The sequence below is a fragment of the Lacticaseibacillus hegangensis genome, assembly GCF_003946465.1.
GTDB lineage: Bacteria > Bacillota > Bacilli > Lactobacillales > Lactobacillaceae > Lacticaseibacillus > Lacticaseibacillus hegangensis.
The window spans coordinates 1-24,971 of sequence record NZ_RHOL01000017.1 but is presented as its reverse complement, the minus strand read 5'-3'; the positions used below and the strand labels follow the sequence as shown (position 1 = coordinate 24,971).

General features: G+C 57.3%; 25 protein-coding genes and 1 pseudogene. 24 read left to right on the top strand and 2 right to left on the bottom strand.

All coding sequences use genetic code 11. The features are described 5' to 3' along the window. The first annotated feature begins 49 nt into the window (after positions 1–49). The 10 genes from efp to recN all read left to right on the top strand — a co-directional run bounded on the left by efp (position 50) and on the right by recN (position 7,935). Positions 50–607: an elongation factor P gene (gene efp, locus EKM86_RS06650; protein WP_125756321.1), complete on the top strand. Its 558-nt coding sequence runs from the start codon at positions 50–52 to the stop codon at positions 605–607. 17 nt (positions 608–624) lie between these two features. Next, a complete protein-coding gene (locus EKM86_RS06645; RefSeq protein WP_125756319.1) occupies positions 625–1,068 on the top strand; it encodes an Asp23/Gls24 family envelope stress response protein in 444 nt (147 codons plus the stop codon). Beyond that, a complete protein-coding gene (gene nusB / locus EKM86_RS06640; RefSeq protein ID WP_125756317.1) occupies positions 1,068–1,463 on the top strand; it encodes a transcription antitermination factor NusB in 396 nt (131 codons plus the stop codon). The genes EKM86_RS06645 and nusB overlap by 1 nt, the downstream gene beginning before the upstream one ends. Positions 1,464–1,606: 143 nt before the next feature. Further along, positions 1,607–2,458, top strand: a complete 852-nt coding sequence (gene folD / locus EKM86_RS06635) for a bifunctional methylenetetrahydrofolate dehydrogenase/methenyltetrahydrofolate cyclohydrolase FolD (protein ID WP_125756315.1) — start codon at positions 1,607–1,609, stop codon at positions 2,456–2,458. Further along, a complete protein-coding gene (gene xseA, locus EKM86_RS06630) occupies positions 2,448–3,797 on the top strand; it encodes an exodeoxyribonuclease VII large subunit (RefSeq protein ID WP_379908939.1) in 1,350 nt (449 codons plus the stop codon). Before folD ends, xseA begins: the two co-directional genes overlap by 11 nt. Beyond that, a complete protein-coding gene (locus EKM86_RS06625) occupies positions 3,790–4,032 on the top strand; it encodes an exodeoxyribonuclease VII small subunit (RefSeq protein WP_125756311.1) in 243 nt (80 codons plus the stop codon). Before xseA ends, EKM86_RS06625 begins: the two co-directional genes overlap by 8 nt. Further along, positions 4,025–4,891, top strand: a complete 867-nt coding sequence (locus EKM86_RS06620; protein WP_125756309.1) for a polyprenyl synthetase family protein — start codon at positions 4,025–4,027, stop codon at positions 4,889–4,891. The genes EKM86_RS06625 and EKM86_RS06620 overlap by 8 nt, the downstream gene beginning before the upstream one ends. Then, positions 4,888–5,718, top strand: coding sequence for a TlyA family RNA methyltransferase (locus tag EKM86_RS06615; protein ID WP_125756307.1), 831 nt, complete (start codon positions 4,888–4,890; stop codon positions 5,716–5,718). Before EKM86_RS06620 ends, EKM86_RS06615 begins: the two co-directional genes overlap by 4 nt. A 71-nt stretch (positions 5,719–5,789) precedes the next feature. Continuing rightward, entirely contained in the window at positions 5,790–6,239 is a 450-nt protein-coding gene (locus EKM86_RS06610; protein WP_125756305.1) for an arginine repressor, read from the top strand. Positions 6,240–6,243: 4 nt separating this feature from the next. Then, positions 6,244–7,935: a DNA repair protein RecN gene (recN, locus tag EKM86_RS06605; RefSeq protein WP_125756303.1), complete on the top strand. Its 1,692-nt coding sequence runs from the start codon at positions 6,244–6,246 to the stop codon at positions 7,933–7,935. 52 nt (positions 7,936–7,987) lie between these two features. Here recN and EKM86_RS06600 read toward each other — a convergent pair whose 3' ends face one another. Next, complete coding sequence (locus tag EKM86_RS06600) at positions 7,988–8,287, bottom strand: hypothetical protein (protein ID WP_225419371.1); 300 nt, start codon at positions 8,285–8,287, stop codon at positions 7,988–7,990. A 107-nt stretch (positions 8,288–8,394) separates the two neighbouring features. On the opposite strand from EKM86_RS06600, the gene EKM86_RS06595 reads away from it, so the two are divergent. From EKM86_RS06595 to EKM86_RS06530, 14 genes are all read left to right on the top strand, one after another. Then, positions 8,395–9,090, top strand: coding sequence for a patatin-like phospholipase family protein (locus EKM86_RS06595; protein ID WP_164506193.1), 696 nt, complete (start codon positions 8,395–8,397; stop codon positions 9,088–9,090). 58 nt (positions 9,091–9,148) lie between these two features. Beyond that, entirely contained in the window at positions 9,149–9,757 is a 609-nt protein-coding gene (gene gmk / locus EKM86_RS06590; RefSeq protein WP_125756297.1) for a guanylate kinase, read from the top strand. A 289-nt stretch (positions 9,758–10,046) separates the two neighbouring features. Further along, positions 10,047–10,292 (top strand): DNA-directed RNA polymerase subunit omega, encoded by a 246-nt coding sequence (rpoZ, locus tag EKM86_RS06585; protein WP_125756295.1) that lies wholly within the window; start codon positions 10,047–10,049, stop codon positions 10,290–10,292. Between the two features lie 379 nt (positions 10,293–10,671). Then, positions 10,672–11,853 (top strand): bifunctional phosphopantothenoylcysteine decarboxylase/phosphopantothenate--cysteine ligase CoaBC, encoded by a 1,182-nt coding sequence (coaBC, locus tag EKM86_RS06580; RefSeq protein WP_125756293.1) that lies wholly within the window; start codon positions 10,672–10,674, stop codon positions 11,851–11,853. Further along, the gene (gene priA / locus EKM86_RS06575) at positions 11,850–14,267 is read left to right on the top strand and encodes a primosomal protein N' (protein ID WP_125756291.1); all 2,418 of its coding nucleotides are present in this window, start codon (positions 11,850–11,852) and stop codon (positions 14,265–14,267) included. The genes coaBC and priA overlap by 4 nt, the downstream gene beginning before the upstream one ends. Before the next feature lie 14 nt (positions 14,268–14,281). Continuing rightward, positions 14,282–15,226 carry a methionyl-tRNA formyltransferase gene (gene fmt, locus EKM86_RS06570; protein WP_125756289.1) on the top strand — a complete coding sequence of 315 codons (945 nt, stop codon included), beginning with the start codon at positions 14,282–14,284 and terminating at the stop codon, positions 15,224–15,226. Further along, a complete protein-coding gene (gene rsmB / locus EKM86_RS06565; RefSeq protein ID WP_125756287.1) occupies positions 15,213–16,550 on the top strand; it encodes a 16S rRNA (cytosine(967)-C(5))-methyltransferase RsmB in 1,338 nt (445 codons plus the stop codon). The genes fmt and rsmB overlap by 14 nt, the downstream gene beginning before the upstream one ends. Positions 16,551–16,559: 9 nt before the next feature. Continuing rightward, entirely contained in the window at positions 16,560–17,303 is a 744-nt protein-coding gene (locus tag EKM86_RS06560; protein WP_125756285.1) for a Stp1/IreP family PP2C-type Ser/Thr phosphatase, read from the top strand. Beyond that, entirely contained in the window at positions 17,300–19,315 is a 2,016-nt protein-coding gene (gene pknB / locus EKM86_RS06555) for a Stk1 family PASTA domain-containing Ser/Thr kinase (RefSeq protein WP_125756283.1), read from the top strand. The genes EKM86_RS06560 and pknB overlap by 4 nt, the downstream gene beginning before the upstream one ends. Then, the gene (gene rsgA, locus EKM86_RS06550) at positions 19,305–20,216 is read left to right on the top strand and encodes a ribosome small subunit-dependent GTPase A (RefSeq protein ID WP_225419370.1); all 912 of its coding nucleotides are present in this window, start codon (positions 19,305–19,307) and stop codon (positions 20,214–20,216) included. The genes pknB and rsgA overlap by 11 nt, the downstream gene beginning before the upstream one ends. A gap of 16 nt (positions 20,217–20,232) precedes the next feature. Continuing rightward, entirely contained in the window at positions 20,233–20,886 is a 654-nt protein-coding gene (rpe, locus tag EKM86_RS06545; protein WP_125756279.1) for a ribulose-phosphate 3-epimerase, read from the top strand. Continuing rightward, positions 20,883–21,548: a thiamine diphosphokinase gene (locus EKM86_RS06540; RefSeq protein WP_125756277.1), complete on the top strand. Its 666-nt coding sequence runs from the start codon at positions 20,883–20,885 to the stop codon at positions 21,546–21,548. Before rpe ends, EKM86_RS06540 begins: the two co-directional genes overlap by 4 nt. Positions 21,549–21,665: 117 nt before the next feature. Continuing rightward, the gene (locus EKM86_RS06535; protein ID WP_125756275.1) at positions 21,666–22,304 is read left to right on the top strand and encodes a hypothetical protein; all 639 of its coding nucleotides are present in this window, start codon (positions 21,666–21,668) and stop codon (positions 22,302–22,304) included. Positions 22,305–22,751: 447 nt separating this feature from the next. Further along, positions 22,752–24,023, top strand: coding sequence for an LPXTG cell wall anchor domain-containing protein (locus tag EKM86_RS06530; RefSeq protein WP_125756273.1), 1,272 nt, complete (start codon positions 22,752–22,754; stop codon positions 24,021–24,023). 274 nt (positions 24,024–24,297) lie between these two features. On the opposite strand, the pseudogene EKM86_RS12640 reads toward EKM86_RS06530, so the two are convergent. Next, positions 24,298–24,896 (bottom strand): annotated as a pseudogene (locus EKM86_RS12640) (ISL3 family transposase); the annotation flags it as partial. Between the last annotated feature and the right edge of the window lie 75 nt (positions 24,897–24,971).

Genomic DNA, 24,971 nt, shown 5'->3' with positions numbered 1-24,971 from the left:
GCGATTGATATAGTTAGTGTTAGCTAAAGAAGATAAGTGGAGGAATTACATGATTTCTGTTAACGATTTTAAAAACGGTCTGACCATCGAAGTCGATGGTGACCTCTGGCGCATCGTCGAGTTCCAGCACGTTAAGCCTGGTAAGGGCTCCGCGTTTGTGCGCTCGACTTTGAAGAACCTGCGCACCGGTGCCGTTCAAGAAAAGACCTTCCGTTCGACCGAAAAAGTCGAGAAGGCACAGATCGATACGAAAACCATGCAGTACTTGTATGCCGACGGGGATTCTTACGTCTTCATGGACACCACCACGTACGAACAGCTGACACTGCCCGCCGAAGAGCTGACGGATGCGCTCAAGTACATGAAGGAAAACATGGAAGTCAAGATCATGATGCACGGCAACGAAACGCTGGGCGTTGAAGTGCCGAACACCGTTGATCTGACCGTCACGGCCACCGAGCCTGGCGTCCGCGGCAACACCAGTTCAGGCGGCTCGAAGCCGGCGACGCTGGAAACTGGCTTGGTTGTTCAGGTGCCGTTCTTCATCAACGAAGGCGACGTTTTAACCATCAATACGCAAGACGGGACTTACATCTCCCGCGCGTAATTTTTAGGAGGCAGCTCATGGCTGAAGATTCGAATATCATTCTGGCAAATCGCACTGATGCGCAAGGCACGATCGAAATCGTGCCGGAAGTCCTTGAAGTGATTCTGGGCATCGCGGCGGTTTCGGTGGACGGCGTCTATCAAATGCGCGGCACGATGGCCAGCACGATCAATTCGTGGTTCGGCCGGGCCAACCACGGCAAAGGGGTTGACCTGACCGTGGATGGCAAGCGGTTGACCGCCGACGTGTATGTCTATCTCGACTACGGCGTTTCAGTGCCGAAGGTTGCGATGGCGATGCAGTCGACATTGCGTGAGCAGCTGCTTTACATGACCGATTTGACGCTGGATGAGGTCAACGTTCACGTGGTCGGCGTGGTGCCGGAAAAGGCCCCGAAGCTCGATCCTGACAACTTATTCGCCGATGACGCGGATGATGCCAATCCAGAGGAAGACAAGTAATGCTAGATAGACATGATACCCGAGCAGCAGCGTTTAAGGCGCTGTTTGCCATTGCGAGCAACGCCGATGCCGACCGCAGCGCGGTTTACGAAGAGGCCCTGCCTAAGGATGAAGAAGCGCCCGCTTACCTCACCACGCTGGTTGACGGCGTGCTTGCTCACCAGGACGAACTGGACGCGCAAATTAACGCCAAGTTAAAAAAGGGTTGGACCCTTCAGCGGTTGAGCAAAACGGACCTCATTTTGCTGCGCCTTGGGCTGTTTGAGATTCAACAGGTCCCAGACGTCCCGGACAAGGTCGCGGTGAACGAGGCGCTCGAGTTGGCTAAAACCTACAGCGACGAATCAGACGCTAAGTTTATCAACGGCATCTTGGGCCATTTTGTGCAGGCCTGAATGAACGCTGGCTGCCGCGACCGCGGTGGCCTTTTTTAGTAATCCGGCGTTATTCTGATGAGAACCATGGACGGCCCCTGCGTAATCTAGGTAGAATGATGAAGTTCGACGAGCACCGGCACGATACACAAGGGGGAACAACCATGACAACGATTCTTGACGGCAAACAAACATCTAACGCTTTAATGGCTGACCTGCAAACTGAAGTGACGGCACTGAAGGCCCGTGGCATCGTGCCGAGCCTGGCGGTGGTCCTCGTCGGCGATGATCCGGCCAGCGCCATTTACGTGCGCAATAAGCAGCGGCGCGCCGACCAGCTCGGTATTCACTCGATCCTGCGGACGCTGCCGAAAACGGCGACCCAGGCCGAGGTCCTTGCAGTGGTGGAGGAGTTGAATCGCGATGCCACCATCGACGGGATTTTGGTCCAACTGCCGCTGCCTGAACAGGTCGACCCTGACGCGGTGATCGCGGCAATCGACCCGGACAAGGACGTCGACGGGTTCCATGCCTACAACGTCGGCCGGTTGTGGGAAAATAATCCGGGCGTGGTCGCGTCGACGCCGTTTGGCATCATGGCGCTGCTGAAGCATTACGGCATCACCGTCGCCGGCAAGCGCGCCGTGATCATTGGCCGCTCCAACATTGTCGGGCGGCCGATGGCGGCGCTGCTGTTGAACGCCGACGCGACGGTGACGGTCACGCACAGCAAGACCCCGGACCTGTTTGCGGTCACCCGCGAAGCCGATATTCTGGTCGTTGCGATTGGCCGGGCGCAGTTTGTCACCGCTGAAGCCGTGAAACCCGGCGCCGTGGTGATCGACGTGGGGATGGACCGCAATGCCGCTGGCAAGCTGGTCGGCGACGTCGATTTTGACAGTGTGGTTAAAGTGGCGTCGGCAATCACACCGGTGCCCGGCGGCGTGGGTCCGATGACCATCGCCGCGCTGATGATTCAGACGGTAGAACTAGCAAAGAGGCATCATCATGGCTGAACCCGATTATCTCACGGTCAGTTTGCTGACCGAATACCTGCGCCGCAAGTTCGACCTTGACCCGTACCTGAGCAAGGTCTATTTGACCGGCGAAATCACGAATTTTCGCAAGCGGCCCGGCCATCAGTATTTTTCGCTGAAGGACGAGCACGCCAAGATCAACGTCGTGATGTTTAAAAGCGCGTTTGCGCGGCTCAAATTTGAGCCTAAGGAAGGCGATACCGTCCGGGTGGTCGGGCGCGTGACGCTGTATCCGGCCAGCGGTCAGTACCAAATCGTCATCGAGCAAATGGCGCCTGAAGGCATCGGCGAACTTTACCTGCAATACGAGCAGCTGAAAAAGAAGCTCGAGGCCGAGGGGCTATTCGCCAAAAATCAGCGGCCGTTGCGGCAGTTTCCGCGGCGCGTTGCGGTGATCACCAGCCCCAGCGGCGCCGTGATCCAAGACATCATGACCACGGTCGCCCGGCGCTATCCAATCCTGCAAATTGTCCTGTTTCCTGCCCAGGTGCAAGGTGACCAGGCCGCGCCGACCATCGTCACTCAGCTGCGCCGGGTGAAGGCGATGGGCGGCTTTGACGCGCTGATCATCGGGCGCGGCGGCGGGTCGATCGAAGACCTGTGGCCGTTCAACGAGGAAAGTGTCGCCCGCGCCTTGGCCGACATGCCGATGCCGATCGTCAGCTCGGTCGGGCACGAAACCGACACCACCATCACAGACTTTGTGGCGGATCATCGCGCGGCGACCCCGACGGCCGCGGCTGAGCTGGTGACGCCGGTCAAGCTGACCGATGGCCTCACCCGTATTCAGGAAGATCAACTCCGCATTCAGCAGGCGATGCAGAACCGGATCCAGGCGGCTCGTGAGCGGCTGAACCGTTCGGCCCAGTCCGTGGTTTTGACCCAGCCCGGGCGGCTTTACGATCAGTACCTGCAGCAGGTCGATCAGCTGCGCAACCGACTGACCAGTGCGACGCAGGTGCAGGTCACGGCGCTTGCTCAGCGCGTTCGGCTGGCCCGGACGAGTTTGAACCCTCGCCAGCTGACCGTGCGCGTTGAGAATACGCGGCAAACCGTGGCCAACGACCGGCGGCGCCTGCAAAGCGCCGCGCAGGCGATTGTCCAAAGCAAGCGGCAGGCGTTCGCGCTGGCCAATGAGGCGCTGGATCACCTCGGACCGGACCAAATCCTGGGCCGCGGCTACAGCTACGTCACCGGGCCGCGCGGCAGGGCCCTGACCAAGGTCAAAGATTTCAAACCCGGCGCCAAGGCGCTGATTCACGTTGAAGACGGCACCGTACCAGTGGTGGTCGAAGAAAGGAAGCAAACCAATGGCTGAATCACAGGAACCGACATTCGAGGAAAAGTTGCAGCAGCTGGAAACGATTGTTAATCAGCTCGAGCAGGGCCAAGTCCCGCTGGAAGAGGCCCTGAAGCAGTACAAGGCCGGCATCAAGCTTTCCAGTGAGCTGGAGGCGACCCTCAAAAACGCCGAGCAGACGGTCACGCAGATGGTCAAGGACGACGGGGCTGTCGAAGCGTTTGACCCGAAGGCAGCAGACAAGAATGCTTGAGGAAACGGCGGCGTGGCGGCAACCGGTTCAGGAGACCCTGGATCAATACTTGGCCACGGTGAATAATCCGCACCTTGAGGCCGCCATGGCGTACTCGGTGGATGCCGGCGGGAAACGGCTGCGGCCACTGCTGCTACTGGCGGTGGTGACGACGTTCAGTGGCGACGGGCAGCAAGCCTTACCCGCGGCGGCGGCACTGGAACTGCTTCACACGTACTCACTGATTCACGACGACCTGCCGGCCATGGACAATGATGACCTGCGCCGCGGCAAGAAAACCAGTCACAAGCAGTTCGATGAAGCCACGGCGATTCTTGCCGGGGATGCACTGCAAAGTGCCGCGTTTGACCTGTTGGCGCAAACCTCGGTCGCCCCGGAGACATTGGTCCGCTTGGTGCAACTGTTTGCCCGTGCGGTCGGCCCGAACGGCATGGTCGGCGGTCAGGTGATGGACATGGATGCGCAGGGTCACCAGATCGACCTCGCGACTTTGCAGCAGCTGCAGGCAGAAAAAACCGGGGCGCTGCTGGCGGTGGCGGCCGATATGGGCGCGGTGCTGGCCCAGGCCAGCGCCGACGACGCGGCTCAGGTGCATGCCTTTGCCAGCGCGTTTGGCCGCGCTTTTCAGATTCAAGACGACATCAATGACGTCACGGAAACCGCCGCCCAGCTGGGTAAAACGCCCAACAAGGACGTCGCGGAAGGCAAGGCCACTTATCCCAGTCTGGTCGGGCTCACCGGTGCCCGCAAGGCGTTAGGTGACGAGGTCGCCAAAGCCAAGCACGCAGCGAGCCAGCTAAGTGTGCCGGCGCCGCAACTGTTAGCCCTGCTGGATTACTTTGAAACGGAGAAGCAATGAGTAAAGAACGAGTCGATGTCCTGCTGGTCGAGCAAGGACTGTTTGAATCACGCGAACAGGCCAAACGCGCTGTGATGGCGGGGGAAGTCTATGATCAAAATAACGAGCGACTGGACAAGCCAGGGGTCAAAATCGCCGGTGATTCGGTGCTGCACGTGAAAGGCAAGAAGATGCCTTACGTCAGCCGCGGCGGCCTGAAGCTGGCGAAGGCGCTCAAGGTCTTCGACATTGATCTCAAAGGCAAGACGGTGCTCGACATCGGCTCGTCCACTGGCGGCTTTACCGACGTGGCCCTGCAAAATGGCGCCAAGCTCGGGTACGCCCTGGACGTCGGCACCAACCAGCTGGCCTGGAAAATTCGCGAAGACCCGCGGGTGGTCGTGATGGAACAAACCAACTTCCGTTACAGCAAGCCTGAGGACTTCACGCACGGCCCGGTCGAGTTTGCGATGACCGATGTGTCCTTCATCTCGCTGAAGCTGATCCTGCCGCCGCTGCACGCGATTTTGCAGCCAGGCGGCCACGCCGTTGCGCTGATCAAGCCCCAGTTTGAGGCGGGTCGGGAGCACGTCGGTAAAAAAGGCATCATCCGCGATCCGGCGGTTCACAAGGCCGTGCTTCAAACGATTGTCGACTTTTCACTGAGCGCCGGCTACAACGTGCTGGGGCTGGATTTTTCCCCGATCACGGGCGGCGAAGGCAACATCGAGTTTTTGATCCACCTGCAAAATGCTGCCGTTCCGGGCACTAAAGCGGCAGACGTTGATGTGGACAAGACATTGGCTGCCGCATACGCCGAGCTTAAGCCAGGGCACCCCAAGCCTTAGTGAATATCTATTCACTTGTTTTAGATTTTATGCAAGCTGTTGTATAATTAACGGTGAAAGCAGGTGAGCAGATGCAAAAAAATGAGCGTCAGGCGCAGATCAGAGCGCTTGTAGAAAGCACGCCGATCGAGCGCCAGGGAGACTTTGTCGCCGCGCTGGCCGCGCGCGGCATCACCGTGACGCAAGCGACGATTTCGCGGGACATCAAGGAGATGCAGCTGGTCAAGGTGCCAATGGTCAATGGCCATTACCGCTATTCGCTGCCACCGGAGCGCCAGCTGGCCCCGCAAGATAAGCTGCGGCGCACCCTGCAGGCCGCGTACCTGCGCGGGGACGTGATGGATCAGTTTGTGTACCTGGTGATGTCACCCGGCACGGCCCCGGCCGTTGGTAATTTGATCGAGCACCTGGATGATCAGCGCATTTTTGCCACGGTGGCTGGGGATGCCTCGATTCTGTTAGTCTGCCGTGGGGCGGAAGAAGCCAATCAGGTGCTGCGGATGCTGGACGAAATGGTGTGAGCGGATGCTACAAGAATTAGTGATTCATGACTTTGCCATTATCGAAGACCTTGAGCTGAGCTTTGAGGCCGGCATGACGACTTTGACCGGCGAAACCGGGGCCGGCAAGTCGATCATCATCGACGCGGTGGGGCTTTTGGCTGGCAGCCGCGGCTCGGCTGATTTTGTGCGCACCGGGGCCAATAAGGCGACGCTGCAAGGCTTATTTGACGCGACAGCCAACCCGAAGACGCCTGAGGTGATGGCCCAATTTGGCCTGGCGCCAGACGACGGCATGGTGCTGCTGCAGCGCGAGCTTTACGCGTCTGGGCGCAACTTATGCCGCGTCAACGGTGAGCTAGTTAACACGGCCACACTGCGGGCAATCGGCGAGACGCTGGTCGACATTCACGGCCAAAATGAACATCAGCAGCTGGTGCATCCAGATACCCACCTGGGACTGCTGGATCAGTTTGCAGGAGAGTCGGTGGGGCACTTGCTTGCCGACTATCAAACGCAGTACGCGACCTATCAAAAGGATCAGGCGGCGCTCACCAAGAAGCATCAAAATGAGCGGGAGTGGGCCCAGCGCCTGGACATGTTGAAATTTCAGGTCAACGAGATCCAAAGCGCCGAGCTCAAACCGACCGAAGAAGATGAGCTGATCGCCGAGCGCGACCGGCTGGCCAATTTTCAAAAAATTTCCGACGCGCTGACCCAGAGCTACGAACTGCTCACAGAATCCGAAGTCAGCCCCCTGGATCAAATCGGTGAGATCATGGGCAACCTGCAAAGCATCGCCGACCTCGACCCGGCCTACGCTAAGCTGGCGGATTCGATTCAGTCGGTTTACTACGGACTGCAGGACGTGCAAGGCGATTTATCGCGCCAGGTGGACACACTTGAGTACGATGACGGCCGCCTGGACGAGGTCGAAAAGCGCCTTGAGCTCATTTCCCAGCTGGAACGCAAGTACGGGGCCGACCTCAAGGCAGTGATCGCGTATGGGGAAAAAGCCGCGGATGAGCTGGCCTCGATGACCGCGAACGACGCGGACGAAGAGGGCTTGGAGAAGCGCGTGGCGACCGAGCACCAGGCGCTGCTTAAACTGGGGGCGCAGCTGCGCACGGCGCGCAAGCACGCGGCCACCAAGCTGATTGATGCCATTCACGGGCAGCTTAAGGCCCTGTACATGGAAAAAACGGTTTTCTCGGTGCGCTTCAGCAAGTTGCCGGCGGACACCTTGCGGCCGGATGGCATCGACAATGTGGAGTTCTACATTCAAACCAACCCCGGTGAAGCCGCCAAGCCACTGGCAAAAATTGCCAGTGGCGGGGAGCTGTCGCGGATTATGCTGGCACTGAAGACCATTTTTGCCGAAACCGATGGCGTCACCTCGATTATTTTCGATGAAGTCGACACCGGCGTCTCCGGTCGCGTCGCGCAGGCCATTGCCAACAAGATCTCGGCCATCGCCCGGCACTCGCAGGTGCTGTGCATCAGCCACCTGCCGCAAGTGGCCGCAATGTCCGACCACGAGTTCCTGATCCAAAAGCAGGTCGCGAAGGGCCGCACCACGACCAGCGTCACCAAGCTTGACCACGCTGGGCGCGTGCAGGAAATTGCGCGGATGCTGGCCGGCGAGCAGGTCACCAAGTTATCGGTGGCGCACGCCTCAGAGATGCTGAAGCTGGCTGATGCCGCGAAGGCCAAGTAACTCTAGACACAAACAGCGCCGCCATCAACTGATGGCGGCGCTGCTGCTTGGGTCAGGCCCGCTGAAGGTAAGTCACCTGGGCGAGATCGACGACACGGTAGAGGTTACTGCGGTATGCTTGAAGTAGATAACGATCATTGCTGAGCCGGCGGGTGAGGTGGCCGACCAGTGCTTCTTCTTCGCCTTCAAAGTTCAAGGCGACGCGGTAGTGCCGGGAGAACGCCTGGTCTGCAAACTGACTGACTTGGGCCGCCGGCATCACCACGGCCGGCTCTGTCAGCGCGAAGAACTCGCGCGTTGATTTGATTAACTGGTGAGAGACAGACTGCAGTGCACTCGTTTTATTTTCCATAATGGCGCCTCCGAACACTCGTTCTATTTGATGACTTCATTATGCAAACAATCGTTCGGTTTGTCAATCACTTTCGCAAATTATTTTCGCAGACGGGAGGAATGTTCATGACGTTAGGCTTAGTCCTTGGGGGCGGTGGCGCGCGTGGCGCGTTTCAAGCCGGTGCTTTAGCCGCACTTTCGACCAGTAAACTCCGGCCCGATTTTGTGCTGGGCACCTCGATCGGCGCCATCAACGCGCTGGGCACGACCAAGCTGCCCGCGGCGGAGCTGGTGCAGTGGTGGCTGACCAAGATCCCGCGGAATATGTTTTTTCGGCGGCAAGGCGAGGTGCCTTACGCGACGCTGCTGCGCGAGCTGGTGGCACGGCCGACCATTCACCCTTGGCCGGTGCTTATTTTGACTGCGGCACTGCCGAAAATGCGCCAGCATGTGGTGACCATTACGGGCAAGCCAGCCTCCGCCCAACTTCAGTGGCTGCTTGCCAGCTCGGCGATCCCGCGCGTTTATCCCAAGGTGAACATCGCAGACACGCACTACGTCGATGGCGGCATGGTCAATGACCTGCCAGTCGACGTGGCGCATGATTTGGGCGCGACGCACATCATCAGCATCGGCGCTGGCGGGCTCGGCCCCAAGCCGAAGGTCGCGACTCGGCTGCACCTGGATGTCCCCAAGTGGGCCCCGAACATTTTGGATTTTCGGCAAAAGCCCCGGCCGCGTCTGATGCAGGCCGGCTGGCAAATGGCGCAGCAAATGATGAAAACGCCTGAATTTAAGGCTTTGACCGCCAGTCGGGCTTGATATTTCATATGGCAAACTGCATAATGTTTTTAACACTAATGATGAAAGAGGTTAAATCATGCATGAACGGGGAATGCTGATCGTTTTGTCGGGACCAAGTGGGGTCGGCAAGGGGACGGTCCGGCAGGCCATGCTCGCTGATGATTTTCGCGATTTTCAGTACTCGGTCTCGATGACGACACGGAAACCGCGGCCTGGCGAACAAGACGGGGTCGATTATTATTTTCGCACGAAGGAACAATTCGAGGCCGAGATCGCGGCCGGCCAAATGCTCGAGTACGCGAAATACGTCGACAACTACTACGGCACCCCGGTAAAGTATGTGAACAAAACCTTGGACAGCGGCCGTGATGTGCTCCTTGAAATCGAGGTCAAGGGCGCGATGCAGGTCCGCGAAAAGTGCCCGGATGGCGTGTTCATCTTTCTCACCCCGCCGGATCTGATGGAGCTGAAGCACCGCTTGATCGGGCGCGGCACCGATTCCGCCGACGTGATCAACAAGCGGGTCAAACAGGCCGCTGAAGAGATCAAAATGATGGAAAACTACGACTACGCGGTGGTCAACGACGAGGTCCCAAAGGCGTGCAAGCGCATCGAGCGCATCATCGAAAGCGAGCACTTGCGCGTCCCGCGCGTTATCGATAAGTACCGGAATATGGTACAGTAGAGAGAGTGCGGAGCTGGCCGCACTTAGCCCGACGATTAGCCTAGCTGCCAGCATTGCCGCTGGTTTTGGCGGCGAGGCTGGCAGCGTAGCTAAGCGCTCGGGCGTTGGCCAGCGGAGCACGTTTATGGTGCATGCGGAGTAGCTAAGCGCTCGGGCGTTGGCCAGCGGAGCACGTTTATGGCGCACGCGGAGCAGCAAAGCGTTCGGGCGTTGCCTGGCGGCACCCGTTTACGGCGCACCCGCCAGATTTTCCAGATTCATCCCTGACGTCATTAAGGAGAAGACAAACATGATTATTTACCCATCGATTGATAATTTACTCGAAAAGATTCCATCCCGTTATTCGCTGGCAGTGCTGGCCGCCAAGCGGGCCCACGAATTGGAGCAGGGCGGCATCAAGATGCTGCCGAACTACAAGTCCTTGAAAAAGGTCGGCCAGGCGCTTGAGGAAATTGCAGCCGGCGACGTCATCATCGACCCAGAGTCGAAGATGAAGGAACGCGACGCCGAAAAGCTGGACCACAAAGAAGAGTAATTGACTGGTGCGGAAGAACCTGACAGGGTTTTGCCGCTTTTATTTTGGAAAAAATCGTGGGGCTGAGCGATTTACTCAGCCATTTATTTCCGTTAGGATTATAATCAAATTTATGGGTTGATAGGGCCGCTCCTTCGAACATGTTTAGGGAGTGTTTGTTTTTTCCTGGCTTAAGGCCTAAGCACAAAGCGCTAATTGTAGAAGCTTGAGCAACCAAAACCTCACTTCGTGTCTGGGGACACGAGGGCAGTCATGCGGCAACGTCAGCCGCGTGACTGTTTTTTTCTGTATTCAAAGCCGTCAAAATCAGGTCGCTCAGGGCCAAAACTTCTTGGCGGGTAATGTTTGCTATAATGAAGGACGAAACGGAGGCTGACTCATGGCAAAGAAAATCGGTGTGTTCATCACTGGCGGAATCGCCGCATACAAAACGCCTAACCTGGTACGCCTTCTGATCAAGGCGGGCTTTGAGGTGCGCGTGGCCGTGACGCCCGCTGCGACAAACTTCGTGACCGTGCAAAGCCTGGCAACCGTCAGCAAGCATGCCGTGTTGACCGACGCCGCCGAATTTGCCGCGCCCGAACACGTGGCCCACGTCGAGCTTGCGCGCTGGATGGACCTGGCGCTGGTGGTGCCGGCGACGGCCAACACGCTGGCCAAAATGGCGGCGGGTATGGCAGATAACGTCGTGACGACCACTTTGCTGGCTTTCGCCGGGCTGAAACTCGTGGTGCCAGCCATGAATGACCAAATGTGGGCCAACCCGCAGACGCAGGCCAACGTGGCGCACTTACAGGACTTGGGTGTTCAGGTCCTGACGCCTGCGACCGGTTTCCTTGCCGAGGGTTACACCGGCCAAGGCCGCATGCCCGATGAAGCGGTGATCACACAGTTTGCGGCACTGGCCACCAGCGACCAATACTTGCGCGGGGTCAAGGTGCTGGTCACTGCCGGCGGCACGCGCGAGCGCCTGGACCCGGTGCGCTACCTGACCAATGATTCCTCAGGTAAAATGGGCACGGCCCTGGCGAACGCGGCGGCTGCGGCTGGCGCAAAGGTGACGTTGATCACGACTGCACACCAGGTGACGCTGCCGGCAGTCGAGGTGGAAAAAGTTGAGACGGCCGAGCAGATGAATGCCGAAGTTCAGGCCCGCTTTGACCAGACGGATATTGTGTTGATGGCGGCGGCAGTAGCGGATTATCGGCCGCGTGAGGTCGCCTCAAGCAAGCTGAAGAAAACTGGCGACCAAGGCCTGACGCTGGATCTGGTGCAAAATCCCGATATTCTCGCGGCGCTGGGGGCCAGCAAAACCCACCAGTTCGTCGCCGGGTTTGCGGCCGAAACGAATGACTTGCTGCAAAATGCCCAGGCCAAGCTGGCGCGCAAGCAGGCGGACATGCTGATTGCCAACCGCGTCGGCAAGGGCCTCGGCTTTAACCGCGACGACAACGCCGTCACGCTGCTTCAGCCGGGCCAGGCGCCGATTGAGTTGGCACAGGCCCCCAAGCTTGAACTGGCGCAGCAAATTTTGCGCCGGATTCAGGAGGTGCGGGCATGACCGTTGCAAAAGTGATTGTCGACGTGCCGACCATGCAAACGGATCGTCCGTTTGATTATGCCATTCCGCAGGCGCTTGAAGCGCGGATCCAGCCGGGGATGCGCGTGTGGGTTCAGTTCGGCCAAGGTAAGCGGGAAGTTTCCGGCATGGTGGTGGCACTGGCCGACCATGCGGACTTTGAAGGTGAACTGAAGCCCATCATCGCGGCGCTTGATTACGCGCCGGTCATGAACGAGGAGACGCTGGCGCTGTCCCACTGGCTGGCGAAAACGACTTACGCCTTTTGGATCACCTGCATTCAAACGATGCTGCCGGCGATGCTGAAAGTTGACACCATCAAAAGTGTCACCTTGGGCAGCCAGCCCACGGCCGAGGCCGAGGCGCTGCTGGCCGGGCAGGACCAGCTGGTGCTGGATAGTCACACGCCAGCCGAAGTCTCAGCCCAGGTCATGCGGCTGATCGACCAAGACGCCTTGACGCTGCGGTATGCCCGCAAGGACCGCGCCAAGGTTAAAACCGAGCAGGTCGTTGTGCCGCTGAAAACGGCTGCCGAATATGCCACCCTGCGTGAAGGGGTGCGGGCCAACGCGACCAAGCAGCTGCAGCTGATCACCGCGCTGCGGACGTGGGTCAATGCCGGCAGTCAGCCGGTGCTCGCCGAGGCCGTCAAGCGCGGCGAGGTCGACCGGACCGCGGTGCACGCAGCCGCCAAAAAAGGCTGGCTCCGCCTGGATACTCGCGAAGTTTACCGCGCCCCGTACGACGACCTGGACCACGGCGAGCGCACGCAGCCGCTGACGCTGACTGCCGACCAAAGCAAAGTAGTCAGCACCGTCGATGCGGCGGTGCGGCAGAAGACCCCCAAGACTTTTCTGCTTGAAGGGGTCACCGGCTCGGGCAAAACCGAGGTGTACCTGCAGGTGATTGCCGAAGCGCTCAAGGAAGGGCGCAACGCCATGATGCTGGTGCCTGAAATTGCACTGACGCCGCAAATGGTGCACCGCGTCAAGGGTCGCTTTGGCCGCGAAGTCGCCGTCATGCACTCGGGCCTGTCTGAAGGCGAAAAGTTTGATGAGTGGCGCCGCATTCAGCGCGGCGAGGCGCAAGTGGTCGTCGGCGCGCGGTCGGCAGCCTTTGCACCACTGACCAACATCGGCGTGTTCATCATCGACGAAGAGCACGAAACGTCATACAAGCAGGACGACGCGCCGCGCTATCACGCCCGCGATGTGGTGCTGCACCGCGCCCAGACTTTCGGGGCCCCGGTGATCCTGGGTTCCGCGACTCCGAGTTTGGAGTCACGCGCTCGGGCGGAAAAAGGTGTGTACACGCTGCTGCGCCTGCCTTCGCGCATCAACCGCCAGCCGCTGCCGCAGGTCCACATTGTGGATATGCGCGAGGCCTACAAGCAAGGCGGCAAGGACGATTTTTCCAAGGCCTTGCTCGACGCCTTGCAGCTGCGGCTGGACCGCCACGAGCAAAGCGTCCTGCTGCTGAACAAGCGCGGCTTTTCCAGCTTTGTGATGTGCCGCGAGTGCGGCTACCGGGTGCAGTGTCCGAACTGTGACATCAGCCTGACGTTGCACATGGACACGCACACGCTGCGCTGCCACTACTGCGGCCACGAGGAAGCGATTCCGACCGTGTGCCCGAGCTGCGGGTCGCGCAAGATCCGCTACTACGGCACCGGCACCGAAAAGGTTGAAGCCAGCCTGCATCAGCTGCTGCCACAAGCGCGCGTGCTGCGCATGGACGTTGACACCACGCGGCGCAAGGGCGGCCACGAGAAAATCCTGGCGGCGTTTGGGGCGCACGAGGCCGACATTCTGCTCGGCACCCAGATGATCGCCAAGGGGCTGGACTTCCCCGACGTCACCCTGGTCGGCGTGATCAATGCCGACACCGGGCTGGGGATGCCTGATTTTCGCGCCAGTGAGCGCACCTTTGACCTGCTGACGCAGGTGTCGGGCCGCGCCGGCCGGGCGGAAAAGCCTGGCGAAGTGTTCATTCAGACCTTCAACCCCGACCATTACGCGATTCAGTACGCGCAGGCGCAAAACTACGAAGGCTTCTTCCGCCAGGAGATGGCGATCCGCCACCGCGGTGACTATCCGCCGTACTACTTCACCACGAAGGTGACCGTCAGCCATCAGCAGGAGGAAGCGGCCGCCAAGCTGATTTACCAGCTGGCCAAGCAGCTGACCGACAGTTTATCACCGTCTGCGGTGCTGTTGGGGCCGACTCCGGGCCCGATCGCTCGGCTGAAGAATCGCTACATTTATCAGCTGGTGATCAAGTACAAAAGGGAGCCACGGCTTGACCAGACGTTGACGAAGATCCTGGATGACACCCAGGTCGGAACGCGCAACGGGTATTTTGTCGGCATCGACAAGGAACCTTTGACATTCATTTAAGGTAAGGAGAGCATATGACTAGTGTAATTTTCATGGGCACGCCGCAGTTCGCGGTGCCGATCTTAGAAGCCGTCGCCAAGGAGTATGACGTGCTGGCGGTGGTCACGCAGCCGGACCGACCGGTGGGGCGCAAGCAACAGCTGACCCAATCGCCGGTGAAGCAGGCCGCGCTGAAGCTGGGCGTGAAGGTGCTGCAGCCGGAAAAGCTTGGCGGCAGTCCCGAGCTGGCTGAGGCCATCGAATTGGCGCCAGATTTGATCATCACCGCGGCGTACGGCCAGTTCTTGCCGACCAAGTTCCTGAACGCGGCCAAAATCACGGCCGTCAACGTGCATGGCTCGCTGCTGCCGAAGTACCGCGGCGGCGCGCCGATCCAGTACAGCATCATCAACGGCGATGCTGAAACTGGCGTCACGCTGATCCAGATGGTCAAGAAAATGGACGCCGGCGGGATGTGGGCGCAGGCGGCCATTCCGCTGACGCGCGCCGACGACACAGGCACCGTGTTTGAGAAGCTCAGCCTGGTGGGCCGCGACCTCTTGATGAAAAAGCTCCCGGACATCATCGCAGGCGAAGTCCCAACGCCGCAGGACGAAAACCTGGTCACGTTCTCGCCGACCATCAGCAAGGACCAGGAGCACCTGGACATCACGCTGCCGGCCGAGCAGCTCGACAACTGGGTCCGTGGACTGCGACCCGAAATCGGCGGCTGGGTGACCCTGCTAGGCGAGCGCGTCAAGCTTTGGGCCATCACGCCGCTTGAGGAGACCACTGAAGCTAAGCCTGGCGTCGTCGTGGCACGCAGCAAGAAGCGCCTGGTCGTCGCCGCGGGCGCTGGCACCACGTTTGCCATCAACACGCTTCAGCCGGCAGGCAAGGGCCAGCAGCCCATCGCCGCGTTTTTGAACGGGGCCGGCCGCGGCATTCAAGAAGGAGACCAAATCATTGCCGAAAAATGATCCGCGCACTGTCGCCGTTAACATCCTGACCCGCGTCACCACCAAGGGCAGCTACGCCAACTTGACGCTGGACGCCCAGCTGAAGAAAAGTGACCTCAGCGAGCGCGATGCGGCGCTCACGACCAACATTGTGTACGGGGTCATCCAGCATGGCATCACGCTGGATTACTACCTCAAGCCTTTCGTGCGCGATCGCAAGCTCGACCCGTGGGTGCACGTGCTGCTTCAAACCGCCGTGTACCAGCTGGTGTACCTGGACCGCATTCCGGCCCGGGCGATTTTCAACGAGTCGACCAAGATCGCCAAGAAAATGGGTAACCTCGGCATCGGCCAGTACGTCACGGCGATTCTGCGCAACTTGCAGCGCAGCGAAGTGCCCGACTTGACGAAAATTCAGCCGGCCACCAAGCGGCTGTCGATCACGTACAGTGTGCCGGAATGGCTCGTTGAAAAACTCAGCGAGCAGCTGGGCGTTGAGAAAACCGAGTCGATCCTTAAAACCATCGACGAACCGGCCGGCGCCTCGCTGCGGGTCAACACCACCAAAGCCACCCCTGCAGAAGTGACCGCCGAACTTGAACCCGAGTTCCCCAGCATTCGCGAAAGCGCGCTGACCCCGGTGGGTCTGGTCGCAGACGGCGGCCACCTCGCCGGCACGCGCGCGTTTGAAGAAGGGCGCTACACCATCCAGGACGAAAGCTCGATGCTGGTCGCGCCGAGCCTCGACGTGCAGCCAAGCAGCCGGGTGCTGGACGCCTGCGCGGCGCCGGGCGGCAAAACCACCCACATCGCGCAGTACCTGGACCCCGCACAAGGCGGGAAAGTCGTCGCGCTCGACCTGCACCCGCACAAGGTGCGACTGATCGAGGACAACGCCAAGCGCCTGGGCCTGGAAGACCGCGTGCACGCGGCACAAATGGACGCCCGCGAAGCCGGCGATCATTTTGACGCCGCAAGCTTCGACCGGATCCTGGTCGACGCGCCGTGCTCGGGCCTGGGCCTGCTGCGCCGTAAGCCGGAAATTCGCTACACCAAGCAGCCGCAAGACCTGGTGAACCTGCCAAAGATCCAGCTGGCGATTCTGAACGCGGTCGCACCTTTACTAAAAGTGAATGGACGCCTGACCTACAGTACGTGTACCATGGTAACAGAGGAAAATCAGGGTGTTGTCGCAAGCTTCTTGGCGGCGCACCCCGACTATGAGCAGGTGCCGGTCCCAGTCGACCGGCCGCTTGACCGGGCGCACAACGCGCCGGCCCTGCAGCTTTTTCCCGACGATTACGGTACGGACGGCTTCTTCATCGCCAGCTTCGTACGAAAGTAGGACGAATGAATGGAATATACCTATCGGACAGACATCGGCCGTAAACGGCCAAATAATCAGGACTACGTTGGCCTGTTCGCCAATACGTCAGGCGTGACGCTGGCGATTGTCGCCGACGGCATGGGCGGCCACCAAGGCGGCGATGTCGCCTCGGAAATGGCCGTGTCGCACCTCGGTCACGCCTTTGAAGCGACGCAGAACACCGACGTTGAGAAAATCGTGCGGTGGCTGATCTTTGAGCTGCAGCAGGAGAATTCGATGATCCTGGAAAAGGCGCAGCGTTACGCCGACCTGACGGGGATGGGCACGACGCTGGTCGCCGTCATCATCTCCGGCTCGCGCTTCGTGGTCGCCAACATCGGCGATTCACGGGCTTATTTGTATCGCCACGATCACCTGATTCAGATCACCGAGGACCACTCGCTGGTCAATGAGCTGGTGCGCCGCGGCGAGCTGACGCGCGAGGAAGCGGAGAAGTTCCCGCAGCGCAACGTCATCACGCGCAGCCTCGGTGTGTCCGAGGACGTCGACGCCGATGTCACGATTTATGACATGGAGTATGATGACTATCTGCTGCTGTGCTCCGACGGCTTGACCAAGCAGGTCGAAGACGATGAAATCACGAAGGTCATCGGCTCCAAGCAGCCCTTGGGCGCCAAAGCCCAGCGGCTGATCGATATGGCCAACGAGGCCGGCGGGCCGGATAATATCTCGGCGCTGATCATTCACCAGGATTGGAGGGAGCAGCGATGATCGAACCTGGTTATATTTTGAACGAGCGCTATAAGCTGCTCAAAACCCTTGGCGAAGGGGGTATGGCCAACGTCTATTTGGCGCATGACCTGATCTTGGACCGCGACGTCGCGGTCAAAGTGTTGCGCCTTGATCTGCAAAATGATCCCGACACCAAGCGCCGCTTTCAGCGCGAGGCCATGGCGACGACTGAGCTGGTCCACCCGAACATCGTGTCAATCTACGACGTGGGGGAAAGCAATGACCAGCAGTATTTGGTCATGGAATACGTCCGCGGCTCCGACCTGAAAAAGTACATCGTCGAGCATTTTCCCATCCCGTACCAGCGGGTGATCGACATCATGGAACAGATCCTGGCCGGCATTCAGGTGGCGCATGATCACAACATCATTCACCGCGACCTGAAGCCGCAAAACATCATGATCGACCAGGACGGCAACGCGAAAATCACCGACTTTGGGATCGCCGTCGCGCTGTCCGACAATTCGATGACGCAAACCAACTCGCTGCTGGGCTCGGTGCATTACCTGAGTCCGGAGCAGGCCCGCGGCAGCATGCCGACGCGGCAAAGCGACATCTACGCGCTCGGCATCATTTTATTTGAGATGCTCACCGGGACGGTGCCGTTTGAAGGCGACTCGGCAGTGTCCATTGCGCTCAAGCACTTCCAAGAGGACATGCCGAGCGTGCGCGAGTTCGACCCGCGGATCCCGCAGGCTCTGGAAAACGTGGTCTTGAAGGCCACAGCCAAGGACCCGGCCAACCGGTATACGTCGGCGGACGCCATGGCGGCGGACCTGAAGACCGCGCTGTCGCCAGCGCGGGCGCACGAGGAGAAGTTTGTCCCGGACGCCTCAGACCTTGACGAAACCAAGGTCATGCCGATGGTCGGCTCAAGCGCGGCCGCCCAACCAGTCCATGCGGCCACCACGACGCCGACGCCGCAAGCTGCGGAACGGCCGGCGGATGCGCCCAAACAGCGCCCGAAGAAAACCGGTAAGCACGGCTGGAAGAAATACTGGCCGTTTGTGCTGGCCGGTGTCATCGTGGCCGCCATTATCTTGTTTGTCGTCCTGTCGCTGACCGGCGGCAGTAAGGAGGCTACCGTCCCTGAGTTGACGGGGATGAGCCGCACCCAGGCTGAAAGTGCCTTGGAAGCGGCCGACCTGGTGCTGGGTCAAGAAACCAAACAGGCTTCCAGCAAAGTCGCAAAGGATAAGGTCATCAAATCGGACCCGAACGCCGGCAGCAGTGTGAAGTCTGGCAGCACGGTCGACATCATCGTCAGTTCCGGCGACAAGAAATACAAGCTCGGCGATTACGTCGGCGATCAGTATTCGACCATTAAAAAACGGCTGGAGAAGGCTGGCTTTACGGTCAAGCGCAAACGCCGCGCCAGCAACGAGATTCCCGCTGGCGAGATCATGGCGCAGAGTCTAGATCCCGGCACCAGTGTCGTCCCGGACGGCAAGACCATCACGCTGACGGTTTCAAGCGGGTCCGCGACCGTCGCCATGCCTGATTTTTCCGGGCAAAGCGAGGGGCAAGTGAGCGCCTGGGCCACCGCGCACGGGATGACCCTTAAGATCAACACCGCCTACAACGACAGTGTGGCTTCCGGACAGCTGATCAGTCAGGATCCGCAGGCAGGCAGCGACTTACAGCGCGGGGATTCAATCAGTGTGACCTTCTCGAAGGGCCAGGACCCGGCCAGCGCTTCCAGTTCCTCAAGTGACGCGACCCAGTCGGCGACCCGGACAGTTCAGCTTGAATACATGCCGGCCGCCAGCAGCTCGTCTGCCAGTGGGGCCAGCGGCAATGCGGCCAATCAGATCACCATTTACCTGCAGGACAGCACCCACAGCCTGAGCAGTGTCTATAAGACGATGACCATCACCGCCAACCAGACCATCACGCTGAACTTCACGCTGAAAAATGGTCAAACTGGCGCCTACCGCATTGAGAACAACGGCAGCGTCGTGCAATCGGAGGATAATATCAGTGGCGACTAACGAAAAAACGGGTCGCATCATTCGGCAAGTTAGCGGCTTTTACGACATCGCCGTTGACGGCACCGTGTATCGTACGCGCGGGCGCGGCAATTTGCGCAACCAAAAAATTTCGCCGCTGGTCGGGGACTTTGCCGAGTTTGCGCCCGGCGTTGGCACCGACGATGAGGGGTATTTGCTGCGGCTTAAGCCCCGAATGAACGCGCTGGTGCGCCCGCCAGTGGCGAACATTGACCAGGCGATTCTGGTCGTCGCCGCAGCCGAGCCCGACTTCTCGCTGAATCTGCTTGACCGCTTTCTGGTGTACCTGGAAGGCAAGCAAATTCATGCCGAGATTTACCTGACCAAAACGGACCTGGTGCCTGCAGCACGACTGAAGGAGATCCAAGCGGCGCTGACGAGTTACGAGCAGATCGGCTATGCGACTTTTGCCAGTGTGCCGCCATTTTCACCGGCGACGCTGGCAAAAGTGCGGGCGTCGTTCAAGGACAAGCTCACCATCTTCACCGGCCAAACCGGGGCGGGCAAGTCGACGCTGATCAACCACCTGGTGCCTGGCCTGACACTGGCCACCGGCGAGATCTCCAAGGCGCTGAATCGCGGCAAGCACACGACCCGCACTACCGAGCTGTTCCTTGCAGAAGGCGGCCTGGTCGCTGACACGCCGGGGTTCTCGTCACTCGGGCTGCTCGATGTCACCCTGGACGACCTGCGCGACCGTTTCCCCGAGTTCGTCCAGGTGGCGGACCAGTGCAAGTTCCGGTCCTGCCAGCACGACAAGGAGCCGGGCTGCGCGGTGAAAGCCGCTGTTGAAGCGGGGACGATCATGCAAAGCCGCTACGACGATTACATGCAGTTTCGGGCCGAGCTTCAAGGCAAGCGGCCGACTTATCAGAAGAACTAGAAAGGAAGTATTGGCGATGAAAATTGCCCCTTCAATTTTGAGTGCAGACTTTGCCAACTTGGCGCGCGACATTCGCACCGTCCAGGAAGGCGGCGCGGATATGATCCACGTCGACGTGATGGACGGGCATTTTGTGCCAAATCTGACCTTCGGGCCGGGGATGGTCGCCGCCATTCGGCCGGTCACCTCGCTGCCGCTGGACGTGCACATGATGGTCGATGACCCCGAGCAGTGGATCCCGGCGTTTGCCAAAGCAGGTGCGGACACCATGCTGATCCACGTTGAGGCCACGCCGCACATCTACCGGGCGATGCAGCTGATCAAGGATCACGGCGTGAAGGCCGGCGTCGTCTTGAACCCAGGCACGAGTCTGACGGCGATCGAGGAAGTGCTGCCCATTGTCGATCAGGTGCTGATCATGACGGTCAACCCGGGCTTTGGCGGTCAGGCCTTCCTGCCAGCCATGGCGGACAAGGTGGCGCGGCTGGCTAAGCTGCGGACTGGACGCAAGTTAGCTTTCACCATCGAGGTCGACGGCGGGATCAGTGACCAGACCATCAGTGCCGTTGCCAAGGCTGGCGCGGATATTTTTGTCGCAGGGTCGTTCGTCTTTTCTGACGGCGAGTCGCCGGCCAAGCAAATCAGCAAACTGCGGGCGGCCGGCAAATGATGATGATGAATCTGATGGTCGGCGGGCCAGTCAGCTTGCTGCCGCACGACTGGCAAAAGTTAGCCGGCACTTGGGTCGGTGTTGACCGTGGGACCCTGCATTTGCTTCAAGCCGGCATCACGCCGCAGTTTGCGGTCGGAGATTTTGATTCGCTGACGGCGGCTGAATTTGCCCACGTCAAACGTCGCGTATCTGAGCTGCACACTGCCAAACCTGAGAAGGATGAGACGGACACGGAAATGACCGTGCGTCTGGCGTTTAATGCCGGTGCCGACCGGGTGCGGCTGATCGGCGCCACTGGGGGCCGGCTGGACCATTTTCTTTCTAACCTGTTTCTACCGACTGAGCTCCGGTTTCAAGAATGGACAGAGCAGATCGAAATGCTTGATGCACAGAATTGGGTCCAGTTCTACCGCAGCGGCAAGCATGAGCTGCCCGCCCAGCCGGAGTACCCGTACCTGGGCATTGTGCCGCTGACGGGGATCGAGGGGCTAAATATTGCCGGCGCTAAGTATCCGCTCAAGTACTGGTCCAGCATGACGCCGTTTTCCTGGGCGTCAAACGAATTTCTGGGCCAACAACCGGTGACGATCGGTTGGCAGTCCGGTATCGTGGCAGTGGTCTACAGCCGTGATCGAAATGGGCAGCAGACCGACAACTAATAGCCTTTTTCCGGAGAAGTAAATTCAGCTATAAAAATTCAGTGCTCACCTATATTAATTGGTTTATAGAACTGATAAAATTGTGTAGATTTATTAATTGCTGAATGGAGGATTGTTATGGACGCTGTGTTTCGAATTTTTGAAGTAGCACTTTATCGGGAGCTCAGCGTTGGGGCGCTAATCTTATTCATGATTATTGCCTACTATTTCCGTTACCTTCATTTCGCCAAAATGTCGGATACGCGGCTTCACAGACGTTGGCTTAAAAAACTGGTTTCGGGGACTCGGCGATTGCTGATTGTGCTGGTCATCGCGTTAATTGGGCTGATTGTGTATGACCGTCTTCTTAGCCCTCAGATTGCGGCTTCAGCGTCACACATTCGCACCAGCTCGTCCTCAAAGAAACGGGGTGACCGTAAGAGCTCGAAGTCATCCTCCAAAGAAAACAAGGCCTCCACGAAGTCAAAGCGCAAGAAAGAAGTAAGTTACTCAGCCAGTGGTGAAGTGATCAATGCGACAGAGCGAAGCCTCACCACCTCTGAATATGGCGCGTTGTTGACGGTGCAGAACTACTTTAAGAAGAACCCTAATGATTCTAATGCTGCGCCGACCTACCGTTATCGTGGCATTAAACGAGGCAATGCTGGAATTCAAGTCGATGAGATTGGTGGCTATCGTAAGTATGGTAAAAATCAATTAATGTTGGAACATTTATACTGGGTGTATCCAAGTGGCCAGTTTGATGTAAAACGATAAATATGAAGTACCCATTAACAATGGGGTACTTTTTTATCTGAAAGTGTGTACAAACCTTTAATTATCTGGAATAATCCGTGGCTGGAAATTTTTATATAACTAAAATATCAATATTGGGTAAAATATTACTAAATCTAAGTATCGGACTTATGCGTCCAATTTAATTCCGAACAGTTGAGAGAAAACTGGTTGACAGGCCAAAAACAAGGCATTAATTTGGAAGGACGAATCAAGAAGGTGATATACACACAGCAATTGTCCTATTTTTTGAAATTATTTTTACAATGAGCATTCTTGCTCATCGTTCTTATATAATTTTTTCTTTGACTCCGCAACTAAAAGCCATGTAATAGACTTTAGGTAACTGGTTAAGTTAACTTGGTCTTCCACCAATATAACTTGGTCAACTATCAAATTTTAAACATCCTATATAGGGGGAGTTCAACTATGAAAGAACGTTCCGGAGCAAAGAAATTATACAAAGCCAACAAGGCTTGGGTTGCCGCAGGATTAGCGGCTGCGACATTATTTAGCGTTTCCGCACTGGGCGGTAACACTGTTTCTGCTGCTACTGCAACTGACGGTTCAGCAGAGACTCAGTCGGCTACAAAAACGATTTCATTTGATTTCATCGATCAAGATACTAAAGAAGTTGTTGGCCCGACCGTTTCGGTTACAGTACCAGAGCACACCGGTTTAACATACGCCCAACTGGCTAAGTATCTACCAGCAGGTTATACGAGTGATTTTCTTGGTGCTTACAGCACCACCACAAAAAAATATTACATTTCTGTCAAGAAGACTGCTGAGACTAAGACAGCTGTCGGCAACCCAACTGCTGTTAACAAAGAAGCCTACTACGACAACACCAAGAAGGCTGAAGTAGGCAACCCAACTGCTGTTAACAAAGAAGCCTACTACGACAACACCAAGAAGGCTGAAGTAGGCAACCCAACAGCTATCAACAAAGAAGCCTACTATGACAACACCAAGAAGGCTGAAGTAGGTAACCCAACAGCTATCAACAAAGAAGCCTACTATGACAACACCAAGAAGGCTGAAGTAGGTAACCCAACAGCTATCAACAAAGAGGCCTACTACGACAACACACCTAAGTTTGAGTCAAAGGTCGGCAACCCGACAGCTATCAATAAGGAAGCCTACTACGACAACACACCTAAGTTTGAGTCAAAGGTCGGCAACCCGACAGCTATCAATAAGGAAGCCTACTACGACAACACACCTAAGTTTGAGTCAAAGGTCGGCAACCCGACAGCTATCAATAAGGAAGCCTACTACGACAACACACCTAAGTTTGAGTCAAAGGTCGGCAACCCGACAGCTATCAATAAGGAAGCCTACTACGACAATACACCTAAGTTTGAGTCAAAGGTCGGCAACCCGACAGCTATCAATAAGGAAGCCTACTACGACAACACACCTAAGTTTGAGTCAAAGGTTGACGAACCTGTTTCTGTTACAAAGGATCAGCTTACCAAGGCTGGTTATGATGCAAACGGGCTTGCTGTTACAAACAAGTCTACAGTAGCTAAGACTACGCCGCTTGCCAACAAGACGACCGGCGCTACCAAGGCAGCTACTAAAGCAACTCTGCCAAAGACTGGCGATAACAACAATGTTGTTGCAGCTGGTGTCGGTGCCGTTGCAGTTTTGGGTGCACTGTTCGGACTGGCTGGCGATCGTCGCAAGCGTGCCTAAAGTATTAAGCATCCATTGATTATCGTTTAACCCTTTCTGCAGATTTCGCCTATCAAGTTGGGCTGTCGGTTTTGTGATAATGATTGGCTTCTCGAGAGTAATTCTCGAGGAGCTTTTTTTGTTTTCAAATAGCTTAATGGTGTGTTGCAATTCACCGAATCATGAGTCCACTAAACGTAAGAAAATTAATTTAAATGGCTCAACGTCAACTGGTGTTGAAGAATAAATTTTATCCATTTGGAAGTCCTCTCTTTTAAGGGACTGCTTTGTTGTTTTATGCGGTAATTTGATAGATACGGTCAAAGAAATTGCCTTGGTTCCTGAACCCAAAGCAGGAACGTTTCAATAACTTGATCAATCGGTTGACGCCCTCAATCGGGCCATTAGATCTAGGACTGGCTGTTGCGGCTAAGACTCCTGCTCGGTTCTTTCTCAACGTTTCCATTGCGATATCTAACGGTGTGCCCGTGTTGCGATAAGTATCTAACAAATGCCAGAGTTTACGAGTATCTTGGTTCATCAAGGCGCTATGGAAGGCCAGATATGTTTCGTAAACGAACTTTAGCGAGGGATACTCGTTGAGCGCAATGTCAAACGCATTCTGCTCAGTCATGTACTCGTTGAGACCAAAGAAATAGCGAGTATGAATCTCATCCGGCGCAGCTTTGTGAAAGAGGCTCACTGGGTTTTAAGCACCTTGTAGGTGCGCAGATGGTGATCTTCAATCTGTTTCAGTGTCGCAATCCGGGCTTGATCCAGCGCCCGTCCAAGCAACTGCACGATATGGAATCGATCAATAATTATCTGGGCTTGAGGAAATACTTCATGGATAAAGAGCTGATAGGCTGCATTCATGTCCATAGTGATTGTCTGTCAAGGGCGGTTTTGAAATGCAGGTTTATGGCGGTTTAAAAATGTAGGTTTTAGGCGGTCAACCAGCACCTTTCA